At 76.3% G+C, this 13,230-nt stretch carries 10 protein-coding genes; 3 read left to right on the top strand and 7 right to left on the bottom strand.

Annotation, left to right across the window (positions count from 1 at the left end; all coding sequences use genetic code 11):
• Positions 1 to 12 precede the first annotated feature (12 nt).
• A complete protein-coding gene (gene murJ / locus ACI783_RS05895) occupies positions 13 to 1,608 on the bottom strand; it encodes a murein biosynthesis integral membrane protein MurJ (RefSeq protein ID WP_457139578.1) in 1,596 nt (531 codons plus the stop codon).
• 207 nt (positions 1,609 to 1,815) lie between these two features.
• On the opposite strand from murJ, the gene ACI783_RS05890 reads away from it, so the two are divergent.
• The 3 genes from ACI783_RS05890 (at position 1,816) to ACI783_RS05880 (ending at position 5,363) form a co-directional block, all read left to right on the top strand.
• On the top strand, positions 1,816 to 2,439 hold the full coding sequence (locus ACI783_RS05890) for an antibiotic biosynthesis monooxygenase (RefSeq protein ID WP_457139577.1): 624 nt from the start codon (positions 1,816 to 1,818) through the stop codon (positions 2,437 to 2,439).
• A gap of 24 nt (positions 2,440 to 2,463) precedes the next feature.
• Positions 2,464 to 2,889 (top strand): DUF1810 domain-containing protein, encoded by a 426-nt coding sequence (locus ACI783_RS05885; protein ID WP_457139576.1) that lies wholly within the window; start codon positions 2,464 to 2,466, stop codon positions 2,887 to 2,889.
• A gap of 161 nt (positions 2,890 to 3,050) precedes the next feature.
• The gene (locus ACI783_RS05880; protein WP_457139575.1) at positions 3,051 to 5,363 is read left to right on the top strand and encodes a HelD family protein; all 2,313 of its coding nucleotides are present in this window, start codon (positions 3,051 to 3,053) and stop codon (positions 5,361 to 5,363) included.
• 81 nt (positions 5,364 to 5,444) lie between these two features.
• On the opposite strand, the gene ACI783_RS05875 is transcribed toward ACI783_RS05880, so the two are convergent.
• The 6 genes from ACI783_RS05875 to ACI783_RS05850 all read right to left on the bottom strand — a co-directional run bounded on the left by ACI783_RS05875 (position 5,445) and on the right by ACI783_RS05850 (position 13,212).
• The gene (locus ACI783_RS05875; protein ID WP_457139574.1) at positions 5,445 to 6,452 is read right to left on the bottom strand and encodes an Acg family FMN-binding oxidoreductase; all 1,008 of its coding nucleotides are present in this window, start codon (positions 6,450 to 6,452) and stop codon (positions 5,445 to 5,447) included.
• 95 nt (positions 6,453 to 6,547) lie between these two features.
• Positions 6,548 to 8,797 carry a SpoIIE family protein phosphatase gene (locus tag ACI783_RS05870; protein ID WP_457139573.1) on the bottom strand — a complete coding sequence of 750 codons (2,250 nt, stop codon included), beginning with the start codon at positions 8,795 to 8,797 and terminating at the stop codon, positions 6,548 to 6,550.
• A 7-nt stretch (positions 8,798 to 8,804) separates the two neighbouring features.
• Entirely contained in the window at positions 8,805 to 9,614 is an 810-nt protein-coding gene (locus ACI783_RS05865) for an alpha/beta fold hydrolase (protein ID WP_457139572.1), read from the bottom strand.
• Between the two features lie 52 nt (positions 9,615 to 9,666).
• Complete coding sequence (locus tag ACI783_RS05860) at positions 9,667 to 10,917, bottom strand: cytochrome P450 (protein WP_457139571.1); 1,251 nt, start codon at positions 10,915 to 10,917, stop codon at positions 9,667 to 9,669.
• Between the two features lie 46 nt (positions 10,918 to 10,963).
• On the bottom strand, positions 10,964 to 12,508 hold the full coding sequence (locus ACI783_RS05855) for an SIR2 family protein (protein WP_457139570.1): 1,545 nt from the start codon (positions 12,506 to 12,508) through the stop codon (positions 10,964 to 10,966).
• Positions 12,505 to 13,212, bottom strand: coding sequence for a phosphodiesterase (locus tag ACI783_RS05850; protein WP_457139569.1), 708 nt, complete (start codon positions 13,210 to 13,212; stop codon positions 12,505 to 12,507). The genes ACI783_RS05855 and ACI783_RS05850 overlap by 4 nt, the downstream gene beginning before the upstream one ends.
• Positions 13,213 to 13,230: the final 18 nt, after the last annotated feature.

Genomic DNA, 13,230 nt, shown 5'->3' with positions numbered 1-13,230 from the left:
CGAGCGGCGCCCTCAGGGCCGGCGGCCGGCCCGCCGCGGTACACCGGGCAACGTCCGCAGCTCGGCCAGCTCCGGGGCCCGCAGCACCACCAGGACGCCCAGGTAGGCGACCAGGACGGCGGCCCCGGCGACGGCCAGTCGCACGAGGGAGCCCACGAGCCCGCCCTCGTCGGGGCCGAGCCAGGCCAGCAGCACCGCCGCCAGGAGGCCACCGGCGAGGGCGGCGCCGCCCAGCCGGGCCAGCGACCCCGACAGCGCCGACAGCGCCACCCCGTCGTGCCGGCGGGCCAGCAGGGCCAGCCCGAGCGCGGCCGCGACCAGCAGCGACAGGCTGGTCGCCGCGGCGATGCCGGCGATGCCGAACGCGAGACCCAGGGTGAGGTCACCGACGACGTTGACCGCCATCGCCACCAGCGCGACCAGCGTCGGGGACCGGCGGTCACCCACGGCGAGGCTGGCCCGGGACGCGACCGAGCGCAGTGCCATGCCCAGGATCGCCGCGGCGTACCACACGGCCGCGGTGCTGGTCGCCGCGATCGCTGCCGCGTCGAAGTCGCCGCGGCCGAACGCCAGCTCCACCAGCGGGCGCGCCGCCACGACCAGCACCGCGGTCACCGGGGCCAGCACCAGCAGCAGGACGCGCAGCGCCCGGTCCACCAGCCCCCGCAGCTCCGCCCGGCGCTCGGCGCCACCGGCGGCGCTGAAGGCGGGGTACAGCGCGGCGACGACGGTCGCCACCAGCAGCGACTCCACCAGGCTCACCAGCCGGAAGCCCAGGTTGAGCGAGGTGATCACACCCTCGCCCAGACTCGACCCCACCGCCCGGTCGACCAGGGTGTTCACGTTGACCACCGCACTGCCCACGAGCAGCGGCGGGGTCAGGCGCAGCACCTCGCGCACGTCGGGGTCGCGCAGCGCCAGCCGTGGGCGCAACCGGATGCCCGCGGACCGGACGGCGGGCAGCTGGGTCAGCAACCGGACCGCCGAGCCGACCACGAACCCGAGCGCGAGCGCCTCGACGCCCCAGCGGGGGCCGAGCCACAGCGCCGCGGTGATCATCACGAGGTTGAACGGGACGCCCTGGACGCCGGACCCGAAGAAGCGGCCGTGCGCCTGGGCCGCGGCAGCGAGGATGTCGGTGCCGGCGATGAACAGCGCGGCCACCAGCACGATCCGGGTCAGCTCCACGGCCAGCGCCGCGGTCTCGTCGTCGAACCCGGGCGCGAGCACCGCGACCACCTGCTCGGTGCCCAGCAGCACGAGCACCGCGCCCGCGACGAGGACGAGCACGGCCAGGGTGAGCACCGTCTGCACGGTCCGGCCCGCCCGCTCCCGCTCGCCGTCGGCCGCCGCACGGCTGACCGGCGGCACGACGGCGCGGGCCAGCGCGCCCGCCACCAGCGCGAGCACCAGGTTCATCACGCCCTGGGAGACCAGGTAGGCATCCAGTGCGGCACCGGCACCGAAGACCGCGGCGATCACCGCGTCCCGGACGAAACCGAGGACCTGGCTCACCGCCGTCAGCGAGACCAGCAGCGTGGCCGCCCGGGCGATGCCGCGGCCGGGGCCACGCGTGCGCCGTGCGCGCGGATCCGGGCCGGTGGTCACGGCGGTCCATCATCCGGGTCGCCGTCGACGGTCGGGACAGGGTGTCTCCCCGCCGACCGGGTGCCGAGCTGGGGGCGGTCGGTGACGGCTCGCCGTGCCGTGGGTCCGGCGACGCCGTCCGGGGCGCCGGGCCCGACCCGGCGCGGGGACAGTCGGAGCCTCGCGGCGATGTGGCCGAGGCGTCGCCGCCCGGCGCGGAGGCCCGCCATGTTCGCCCGAACCACCACCGTGCGGGGCGACCCCGCCGCCATCGACGCCGCCGTCGACTACGTGCGCGACGAGGTGCTCCCCGCCGTGGAGCCGATGGCCGGCTGCGTCGGCCTCTCCCTGCTGACCAACCACCGCAACGGACGCTGCGTGCTGACCAGCGCCTGGGACAGCGAGGGCGCCCTGCAGGCCAGCGCGGAGGGCACCCGCAGCTTCCGCGCCCGGTTCGGCGAGCTGCTCGACGCGGTGCCGATGGTCGCCACCTGGGAGATCGCGGTGATGCACCGGGTGCGGCCGGCCGGCGAGGGCGCCTGCTGCCGGGTGGTGCGCGGCGCGCTGCACGAACCGGCCGCGATGGACGACGTGCTCGGCACCGTGCGCACCAGCCTGTTGCCCCGGCTGGAGGAGCTGCCCGGTTTCTGCAGCGTGAGCCTCCTGGTCGACCGGCTCTCCGGGCGCACCACGACCACGGTCACCTACGCCGACCGGGCGGCGATGGCCCGGGCGGTCGACCCCGGGGGCGCGCTGCGGGAGGAGTTCAGCCGGGCCAGCCGGACGACGGTCCAGGAGGTCAGCGAGTACGCGCTGTCGGTGGCCCACCTCCGGGTGCCCGAGACGGTGTGAGCTGCCGCGGGTCATGATCGCCGCATGAACGACGACCCGTTCGACCTCCAGCGCTTCGTCGACGCCCAGGAGGCCGGCGGCACCTACGCCCAGGCGCTGGCCGAGCTGCGCGCCGGCAGCAAGCGCAGCCACTGGATGTGGTTCGTCTTCCCGCAGGTCGCCGGCCTGGGGCGCAGCCCGATGGCGCAGCGGTACGCGATCGGCGGAGCCGAGGAGGCGCGCGCCTACCTGGCCCACCCGGTGCTCGGCCCGCGGCTGGTCGAGTGCGCGCGGGCGCTGCTCGACCTGGGCACCAGCGACCCGGTCGACGTCCTGGGCGGGGTCGACGCGCAGAAGCTGCGCTCGTCGATGACGCTGTTCGCCGCCGTCACCGCGGAGCCCGCCTTCGGCGCCGTGCTGGACCGCTTCTTCGCCGGCGACCGGGACGACGCCACTCTCACCCGCCTCTGACCCGGCGTCCCTGTCGCCGAAATGGCCATTTCGGCGAAGGGGGGCGTGGGCGTGCGGGTCCTCTGGGGGAAGATCGACGGCCGCTGGGCGGAACAGCGACCGACCGGGCGTGGTTGGTCGATGACCGACGGAGGACGACGACAGCAGGGAGAACCCGGAACGTGTCGAGCTCACCGGCCGGCGTCACCGACGACTCGGCGCAGGACACCGAGCGGGCGGCCGAGCAGCCGGCCGTCGCCGACCTGTACCGCCGGCTGGACGCCGCCCGCGAACTCGCGGTGATGCGGTTCCGCCAGGCGCTGGCGATGCCGGTCATCAACCCGCAGTCCCTCGGTGAGCGGGAGGCCGCGGCCCGGTTCCAGTCGGCCCGGATCACCGCGCTGGACGCCGCCGAGCACGGGCTGGTGATCGGCCGGCTGGACCGCGAGGCCGCGCCGCAGCCGCTCTACATCGGCCGGGTCGGGCTGCCCGCCGACGACCCCGCGGGTGACCCGGCGCTGGTCGACTGGCGGGCTCCGGCGTCCCGGCCGTTCTACACCGCCACCGCGTTCCGCCCCGAGGGCGTCGTCCGGCGCCGGCACATCCGCACCCGCGGGCGCACCGTCACCGCGGTCAACGACGAGGTGCTCACCGTCGACCCCGCGCGCGGCGACGGCCCGGAGCTCACCGGCGAGGCCGCGCTGATGGCCGCGCTCACCGCCGAGCGCACCGGCCGGATGACCGACATCGTCGCCACCATCCAGGCCGAGCAGGACGCGATCATCCGCAGCGACGTGCGCGGCGTGCTCGTCGTCCAGGGCGGGCCGGGCACCGGCAAGACCGCGGTCGCCCTGCACCGCGCGGCCTACCTGCTCTACACCCACCGCGAGCGGCTGGCCCGCAGCGGCCTGCTCGTCGTCGGCCCGACGCCGACCTTCCTGCGCTACATCGCCGACGTGCTGCCGGCGCTGGGTGAGACCGGCGTGCTGCTGTCGGGCCTGGGCCAGCTGCGCCCCGGGCTGGACGCCCGCGGCACAGAGGCGCCCGAGGTGGCCGAGCTCAAGGGCCGGCTGGCGATGGTCGACGTCCTCAAGGCCGCCGTCCGGGACCGGGAGGTCGTGCCCCGCGGCGGTCGCGACCTGGTGATCGACGGGGTGCGCATCGGGCTGCGCGGGCCCGACCTCACCAGCTGCCGCACCGTGGGCCGGCGCGCCTCACGGATGCACAACCTGGCGCGCCCGGCGTTCGCCCGGGCCGTGGTCGACCTGGTCACCGACCGGTTCCTCGGCCGGATCGGCAACGACGTGCGCGGCGCGGAGAGCCTGCTGTCCCGCCGGGACGTCGACGACGTGCGCCGCGAGATGGCCGCCGACGCCGGGGTGCGCGCGCTCATCGACGAGATGTGGCCGGTGCTCACCCCCGAGCAGCTGCTGCGCGACCTGCTGGCCGACCCCGACCGCATCCGGCGGGCCACCCGAGGCTGGACCGACGAGGACCGGGCGCTGCTGCACCGCCCGGCCGACGCCGAGTGGACCCCGGCCGACGTGCCGCTGCTGGAGGAGATCGACGAGCTGCTCGGCCACGACGACAGCGCCGAGCGGGCCGCGGAGGCCCGGCGCCGTCGGCAGGCACGGGAGCACGCCCAGGAGACCCTCGACCTGCTGTACGGCTCGCGGTCGCACGACGCCGACGAGGACGAGGAGAGCGAGGAGCTCACCGCCGTCGACCTGCTCGACGCCGAGATGCTGGCCGACCGGGAGACCGAGGTCGACGTCCGCACCGCCGCGGAGCGGGCCGCCACCGACCGCACCTGGACCTTCGGGCACGTCGTCGTCGACGAGGCGCAGGAGCTCTCCCCGATGGCGTGGCGGCTGCTGGCGCGCAAGTGCCCGACCCGGTCGATGACCGTCGTCGGCGACCTGGCCCAGACCGGCAGCCTGGCCGGCGCGACCGACTGGGCGCAGGCGCTGCGCCCGCACGCGGAGGGGCAGTGGCGGCTGGCCCAGCTGACCGTCAACTACCGCACGCCGACCGAGATCATGGACGTCGCCGCCGACGTGCTGGCCGCGAGCGATGCGGTGACCGCGGCGCCCCGCTCGGTGCGCAGCACCGGCGTCCCGCCGACCGCCCACCGGGTGCGGGAGGACGCGCTGGCGACCCGGGCCGCGGAGATCGCCGCCGAGCTGGCCGCGCGGGGCGGCACCGCGGCGGTCATCGTCCCGCCCAGCCGGCAGGCCGCCGTCGCCGCCGCGCTGCCCGGCGCCCAGACCGGCCCGGCCGCCGACTCCTCCCGCGGCACCGTGGTGCTGCTGCCGGTGGAGGCCAAGGGGCTGGAGTTCGACTCGGTCGTCGTCGTCGACCCGCAGGCGGTCCTGGACGAGGGCGTGCGCGGGCACAGCGACCTGTACGTGGCGCTGACCCGGGCGACCCAGCGGATGGCCGTCGTCCACCCGGGCGAGCTGCCCCCCGAGCTCTCCCGCCTCACCGACGACTGAGAAAGGCCCCTCTCCTCCGCCGAAATGGCCATTATAGCGGGCCTGGAACCCGCCAGAATGGCCATTTCGGCGGCGACGGAGTCAGGCGAGGGTGAGGACCTCGGCGACCGGGCGGCGGCCGCTGGACACCGCTGCGCCGGACGGGGCGCCCAGCCGCAGCAGCATCTGCGGGTGGCCGACCAGGTCCAGCCGGCGGGTCAGCCGTGCCCGTGCCCAGGACTGGTCCAGCGCCTGGGTGAGCGGTGAGGCCACCAGCCCGGCCTGGGTGAGCTCCAGCAGCAGCCGGCCCAGCGCCATCCCAGCGCCCACCCAGGCGGCACGGTCGTCGGCCACGGTGCCCAGCAGCAGCACCGAGGGGTGCTCCACCGGCGGCGGCGGGTCGTCGTCGTCGGGCACCGCCGCGGGGGCCGGCCGGGCGGTGCCGAAGTCGCGCACCGGCATGTTCGACGTCCGCTGCTCACCGTCCGGGACGGCGGCGGCCGGCACCCCGTCCGGTGACGCGGGGTCGGTGCGGGTCCAGGCCCGCAGCTCCGCCAGGTACGCCGGGTCGCGCTGCTCGGACTCCTCGGCCTCGCCCAGCAGGGTGGAGACCGCGGTCTCCTCCTCGCTGTGGTCGATCAGCTTCAGCCACACGCCGTCCCGCCCGAGGGTGCGCTCGAGACGTTCGACCAGACCGGCCGGCAGCGGCTGCCCGAGGAACCGGGCCCGTTCGGTGTGCCGCTGCCCGATCGCCTCCGCGGCCCGCTGGTCGGCGGCGCTGGGCTCGTGCTCGCCGGTGACCCGGACGACGGCGACCAGCTCGGGGTCGGCCGGGTCCGGCAGCACCTCGACCTCGGCGGCAACGCCCAGCGCGGCCAGCGCGACGACGGCGAGCTCCACCGCGACGCCCACGCTCAGCACCTGCTGGCGGCCGGTCGGGTCGACCGCCGGGAGCGCCCGGGACGGGTCGTGCCGCACCTCCAGCCGGTCGCGGTCCGCACGGAACGACCAGGGCTGGGTGTTGTGGATCGACGGCGCCCGCACCGCCCGCTCGACCACCTGCGTCCACCGGTCCGCGTCCAGCATCGAGGTCCCCTCTCCGTGCGCCACGCCCCCACCCTTCCCCGGGCCGGGCCGGACATCACGGGCCGAAGGTCCCGCGCACACCCCAGGCAGCGGATCCCATGCCTGTCGGGATGCGGGGGTCAGCGGTGGCGGGTGAGGGCGAGCAGGGCGATGTCGTCGGCCCGGTGGGTGCCGGCCAGGTCGGCGAGGAGCCGGTCGCACAGCTCGTCGGGGTCGGCCGTCGGCGTGCGCCCAGCCGCCACCCGCAGCCGTTCCAGACCGGCGTCGAGGTCGTCGCTGCGGCTCTCCACCAGCCCGTCGGTGAACAGCACCAGGGTGCCGCCGGGTGGGAGCACGCCGCTCCACTCGACCGGGGTCGACGCCGGGGCACCGAGCATCCGGCTGGGCCGCACCGGCAGGAACTCCGCGCCGTCGTCGGTGACCAGCAACGGCGGCGGGTGGCCGGCCGAGGCGACGTGCAGCAGGCCGGTGGGCAGGTCGAGGGTGGCGAACAGCGCGGTGGCCATCCGCTGCAGCCCCAGCAGCGGCCAGCTGGCCTGCAGCCGGTCGATCACCGCGGTCGGCGAGGGGCTCTCCACCAGCAGCGCCCGGTAGACGCTGCGCAGCTGCCCCATGGTGGCCGCGGCGGTGATGTCGTGGCCGACGACGTCCCCGACGGCGATCGCCACGTGGTCGCCGGGAAGCGGGGCGACGTCGTAGAAGTCCCCGCCGATCTCCACGCCGTGCGTGGCCGCCAGGTACCGCACCGCCACCTGCATGCCGGGCACCCGGGGCGGCGGCGGGGGCAGCAGGGTGGCCTGCAGGGTGTGCGAGGTGCGGGCCTCCAGCTCGTAGCGCTGTGCCTTGGCCATCATCAGCGCCAGCTGCACCGCCAGCTGCTCGACCAGCTCGACGTCGGCGGCGGTCAGCGGACGACGGCGGCGGTCGGCGGAGACGGTCAGCACACCCAGCGACCGCCCCTCGGCCACCAGCGGCACGCTGACCACCCCGGCCAGCTCCAGCGCCTGCACGGCGGCCAGCTCATCGGGGGTGCGCACCACACCGGCCAGCCACTCGTCGGTGACCACCGGGAACCAGTGGGTCCGGCCCTCCGCCATCGCCGTCCGGGCCGGGTACGGCAGCTCCCGCACCGGGGGTGCCCAGGCGCGCAGCGCGTCGACCAGGTGCTGGCGGTCCGGGTCACCGTGCCGGGCGACCACCCGGGCGGTGCCGGTGTCGGTGACCAGGTCCAGCAGGCAGACGTCGGCCAGCCGCGGCACCACCATCTCCGCCAGCCGCTCGACGGTCTCGCTGACGCCGGTGGCCCGGGCGAGCAGCCGGGCGGCGTCGAGCAGGAACGCCGACCGCTCGGCCTGCCGCGCCGTCTCCTCGTGCAGCCGGGCCCGCTCCAGCGCCTGCCCGGCCTGCCGGCCCACGGTGGCCAGCAGGTCGACGTCGGCCGCGCCGAGGCGTTGGTGCCCGGTGGGCTCCTGCAGGCTGATCAGCTCGTTCTCGGCGCGCTCGCCCAACGCCACCACGAGGGCGCCCAGCGGGGTCTCGTCGGCGGTCACCGGGACGACGACGAGCTCGGTGTACCCGGCAGCCGTCGCGGCGCGGGCCAGCCGGGGCCATGCCTGCGCCAACGGATCGGCCACCGGGACCGTGCGCACGCCCTCCCCCAGCACCAGCTCCGCCCGGCCGTCGGCGGTCTCGGTCAGCGCTGCGCACATCTCCTCGTCGAGCCCTTCGCAGGCGGCCAGCTCGACGCGGGCGTCGTCGCTGCGGCGGCGGCCGTTGCGGTCCAGCAGCCACAGCCCGGCGCCGGTGGCCCGCACGGCCCGGCGGGCGCGGTGGACGGCCACGTCCGCGGCATCGGCGGTGGTGACCGCGGCGGCCAGCTCCGAGACGAACTGGTGGAGCGTCCGGGAACGGAGCTCGGACTCCTCCGCGGCGCGCTGGGCAGCGAGCCGGTCGGCCTCGTACCGGCGGCGCACCGTCGCCTCGAAGAGGGTGTGCCGGATGAGCACCGGACGGCCTGCCTCGTCGCGGACCTCGACCGCGTGCGCCAGGCAGGGCACCGTACCGCCGTCGGCCCGCAGCAGGTCCAGCGCCACCTCGCGCACCACCCCCTGGGTGCGCAGCATCGGCACCACGTTGGTCTGGACGAGCACCCGGCCACCCACGGTCAGCAGGTCGGCGAACTGCACGCCCAGCACCTCGGCGGCGGGCCGGCCGATCCACCCGCAGAAGGTCTGGTTGACCTTGACCACCGTGCCGTCGGGCAGCGTGGACAGGTACCCGCAGGGGGCGTGCTCGTAGAGGTCGGTGACGTCCTGCTCGAGCAACCGGGCCAGGTCGGGGCGGGTGCGGGACCCGGTGTCCGCGCTCACCGGCGCCTCAGTGGGCCGGCGCGGGAGTCAAGAAGGAGCGGATCGCCGCGATCGTCTCCTCCGGCGCGCTCAGGTGCGGGCAGTGACCGGTCGCCGCGAGCTGCGTGAACACGCTGCCGGGGATCGCCGCGTGCACGTAGCGGCCCACCACCTCAGGGGCGATGACGTCCTCGCTGCACTGCAGCACCAGCGTCGGCACGGTGACGCCGGGCAGGTCGGCCCGGTTGTCGGAGAGGAAGGTGACCCGGGCGAAGAGACGGGCCACCTCCGGGTCGGTGCGGCAGAAGCTGGCGGTCAGCTCGGCGGCCAGCTCCGGTCGCTCCGGGTTGCCCATGATCACCGGACCCATGGCCGTGGACCACCCGGTGTGGTTGCCGTCCAGGGTGTCCAGCAGCTCGGCGATCTCGGTGCGGCTGAACCCGCCGGTGTAGTCACCGTCGTCGACGTAGCGCGGGTTGGGCCCCACCAGCACCAGGGCGCCGACCAGCTCCGGCGCCTGCTGGTGGACCAGCACGGCGATCATCGCGCTCACCGAGTGCCCGACCAGGACGACGTCGGACAGGCCCAGGTCACGGCAGACGGCGACGACATCGGCCGCGTGCCCGGCCAGCGACCCGTGCCGCTCGGGGTCCCACGCGTCGGCGTCGGAGTCGCCGAAGCCGACCAGGTCGAGGGTGACCACCCGGTGGTCGGTGGCGAACTCGGGTACCAGGAACCGCCACATGTCCTGGTTGCACCCGTAGCCGTGGAGGAAGACGATCGGCCGCCCGTCGTTGGGACCGGTCACGCGAACGTCGTTGCGCGCGCTCACGATCATGCGTCGACCGTACCGACCGGCCAGCATCCGCGACAGCCCCGTGTCGCAACACTCAGGTTGGACGGACGTCGGTGAGGACGACTCCGCTGGCGGGCCGGGCCGGGATGCGGCTCAGCGAGATGGAGAGGTCCTGCTCGGGGACGGTGTAGTCCAGCTGCGCGAGCTTCAGCACCAGCGCGGACAGCAGCGCGACGGTGATGTCCTCCCCGGGGCAGCGGTGCCCGGTCCGCGGGTCACCGGCGCCCTGCGGCACCAGCTCCCACTGACCGATCTCGCGCACCTCGTCACCGTCCAGGAAGCGCTCGGGCCGGAAGGCGAACGGCTCGGGGAACAGCTCGGGGTCGTGGTCCTGCCCCCACAGGTCCAGCAGCACCATCGACCCGGCGGGCACCCGCTCGCCGTCGAACTCGACCTCCTGCGGGCTGCGGCCGCCGATGAACGGGGCGAACGGGTAGAACCGGCGCACCTCGTGGGCGAAGGCGACCGCGAAGGACCGGTCGCCGGCGCGCAGCCGCTCCCGGTGCTGCGGCCAGGTGTGCAGCGCGTGCGCGGCGAAGCCGACGAACCAGCTGACCGCGACGGTGGGCCGGACGACGTTGAGGATCTCGACCGCGGCGACCCGCGGCTCCAGCAGCTCGCCGTCGGCGTCGCGGTGCCGGGCGACGACGTCGACGACCGACCCGGAGGGGACCGAGCGGGTACCGTCCCGGACCTCCTCCACGATGCCCGCCAGCCAGGCCTCGCGGCGCTGCCGGGCACGGCGGGCGCGCCAGTGCCGCGGAGCAGCGGTGGCGAACCCGTCGACCTCCACGGTCAGGTCCCGGGCGAGTGCGGGCAGCTCCTCGTCGGACACCGGGACGGCGGCCCAGTCGCAGACCCCCCGGGTGATCACCCGGGCGGCCTCGTCCATCAGCACGATCTCCGGCTGCCCGGACCAGCGGTCGACGGCGGCGTCCCAGGCGGCGGAGACCTGACCGACCAGCGGCCAGATCCGCTCCGGCCCCATGAGCAGCTCGATGAACATGCCCTTGCGCACCCGGTGCGCCTCGCCGTCCAGGGTGTGCACGGCACCGTGGCCGAACAGCGTGCTCACCACCGGCTCGGGCAGCGCACCGCTGCGCCGCACGTTGTCCTCGTCGTAGAGGAACCGCGCGGCCGCGGGCCCCTTGACCCCGAGCGTCCGGCGGAGCATCAACCGGCTGTGCACGGTGCTCCGGCCGGCGGCGCGGCGGCGGTCGGGCAGCCAGGCGTAGCCCTGGGCGAGCATCGGGATCGTCTGGTCCAGTCGCGGCCTCCACGTCATGGTGCTGTCTTGCCCACCGGAGGGGCGGGGGGAAACCGGCCGCCGGTCACTCGGCGTCGGCCCAGCCGAGGTCGACCAGCAGCCGGCGGACCTCGTGCCCGGCCCAGCTGCGGCGGGTGCCGTTGGCCAGCGCCTCGGTCACGCCGCCCAGGGCGCCGGCCAGCTCCTCCTCCTCCGCGTCGAGCAGGCCCCGGTAGGCCGGGTCGAGCAGGTAGCCGGTGGGCCGGCTGGACAGGCAGCCGAGCAGGTCCAGCAGCACCTCCAGCCGCCGGGCCGCCTCCGGGGTGGGGGTGTCGGGGTCCGCCATCGCCACGGTGTCCACGTCGCGCTCCCACAGCCGGGCGCGGACCGGGTCGGCCTTCACCGAGAGCACCGTGCCGGTGCGCCGCCGCGGGGACCCGCCCGGCCGGTGCAGCACGCTGCGCACCTGGTGGGCGATCCGGATCAGGTCGTCGTCCAGCATCGAGGTGCCGACGAACAGCACGTGCCGAGTGAGCAGCAGCGACTGCAGCACCCCGGCCAGCGCCGTCCGGTGGTCACCGAACTCCAGGTACTGCTCACGGGTCAGCACGATGCTCTCGGGGTGGGCGGCGTCCCCGTGCAGCTTGAGCAGCCACGGGTCGCCGGCGGTCGCCTCGTCGAAGGGCAGCACCCGCAGCGGCCGGCCGACGTCGGCGGCGGCGAGCTCGACCAGCGGGTCGTAGTTGGTGGTGACGTACTCGCCCACCGGCAGCCCGGCGACCAGCGCGTGCGCCAGCGAGTACGGCGCGGGCCCGAAGCGCTCCTGCACGTACCCGGCGAGCTCGTCGCGGCCCATCGACCGGGCGAGGAGCGCGGCGGCGTCCTGGGGCGGCAGGTCGGACAGCCCGGCCCGCTCGGCGCCGGTCAGCCCGGCCCGCTCGGCGAGCTCGTCCAGCAGCGCCTCCCAGGTGGGCAGCCCGGCGGCCGCGCTCACCCCCGCGCCGAGGAAGACCGCGAGCTCCCCGGCGCGGGCCCGGCCGCCGAGCTCCTCCGCCACCGCGCGCAGCTCCTCCGGCAGCCGCCAGCCACCGCCCTCGGCCCGGCGGACCCGCTGCGCAGCGGCGAGGTCGCTGGGCCGCCGCAGCACCAGCGCGACGTCGAAGCCGTGCTCCTCGGCGGCCGACCGCAGCACGGGGAGCAGCTGCTGCAGCAGCTCCCCGCGCCGGCCGGCCGCGCCACCCCAGCCGGTGCCCAGCGCCGGCAGCCCGACGAGCCGGCGGACCCGCCCGTGCACCGGCCCCTCGACCGCCCGGGCCGCGACCGCGGCCAGCGCCTCCCGCGCCCCCTCGAGCAGCCAGGCCAGCCCGGCGTCGTCGGCCCGGGGGCCGGTGTCGACGGTGTCCAGCAGCCAGGCGCGGCGTTCGCCGCAGCCGGGCACCTCGCGCACCCGGTCGCCACCGGTCCAGCCGTCGACGCAGGCCCCCTCCGCGTCCCGGTCGCGCAGTGCCTCTGCGGGCAGCAGCGGGAGCCAGCCGGCGGCGACCCGGCCGGTGCGGTCGGTGGGCACCAGGACGTCGTCGCAGGAGAGCCGGGTCAGGTCGGCCCCGACGACGAAGACGTGGCCGGTCATCGGCCGGACGGCGCCGGGTCGCCGTCCTGCTGCTCGGCACGGACCGCCGCGTAGGCCGGCCGCCGGAACCGGGCGATCAGGCCGTCGGGCACCAGCCCCGGCGGGTGGTCGAGCACGGCGTCGAAGTGCAGCGGTGGGTCCGGGGGGTCCGGAGCCGCGCCCAGCACGATCCGGGCGAACGGCTCCCACGGCCCCCGGTCCAGCGCCGCGGCGAGGGTGAAGACCGTGCCGGGCGCCCGGACCGCCAGCGTCGCGCGGTCGCTGGGCAGGGTGGCCGGGCGCGCCCAGGCGGCGAGCCGCACCGGCCCGACCGGCGTGCGGTAGGCCATGATCGAGCCGTAGGTGGCGGCGGCGTCCCGGCGGAGCACCGGGACCAGCCGGGTCAGCCGCCCGCGGCCGGTGGTGCTCAGCAGCAGGTCGACCGGGCGGCCCCCGGGGCCGCCGTCCGGCAGGCGCAGCGCCAGGCCGAGCACGTCGGGCAGCGTCCGGGGCAGCCCGGCCCCGCGGCTGAGCCGCACCAGCGCCTCCTGCTCGCCGGGGCCGTCGATCCAGTCCACGCCCCACGGGGCGGCGGGTCCGGTCCGCTCGACGCGGGCCCGGAAGAGGACGCCGTACGGGTGCATCGGCTTGGCCCGCCGTAGCCGGGTCAGCGCCACGAGCGGTCGGGCGGCCGCGCGGCCGGCCAGCGTTCCCAGGTCTGCCATGCCGTCCCGGTTACCAGC

The organism is Modestobacter sp. SYSU DS0511, assembly GCF_054050755.1.
This window is presented reverse-complemented; position numbering and strand designations above follow the sequence as displayed.

Bases quoted from the DNA above. Each gene is read 5' to 3' on its own strand.
- ACI783_RS05855 (WP_457139570.1), bottom strand. From the start codon at position 12,508: ATGACCGGCCACGTCTTCGTCGTCGGGGCCGACCTGACCCGGCTCTCC.
- ACI783_RS05860 (WP_457139571.1), bottom strand. From the start codon at position 10,917: ATGACGTGGAGGCCGCGACTGGACCAGACGATCCCGATGCTCGCCCAG.
- ACI783_RS05890 (WP_457139577.1), top strand. From the start codon at position 1,816: ATGTTCGCCCGAACCACCACCGTGCGGGGCGACCCCGCCGCCATCGAC.
- ACI783_RS05865 (WP_457139572.1), bottom strand. From the start codon at position 9,614: ATGATCGTGAGCGCGCGCAACGACGTTCGCGTGACCGGTCCCAACGAC.
- ACI783_RS05850 (WP_457139569.1), bottom strand. From the start codon at position 13,212: ATGGCAGACCTGGGAACGCTGGCCGGCCGCGCGGCCGCCCGACCGCTC.
- ACI783_RS05885 (WP_457139576.1), top strand. From the start codon at position 2,464: ATGAACGACGACCCGTTCGACCTCCAGCGCTTCGTCGACGCCCAGGAG.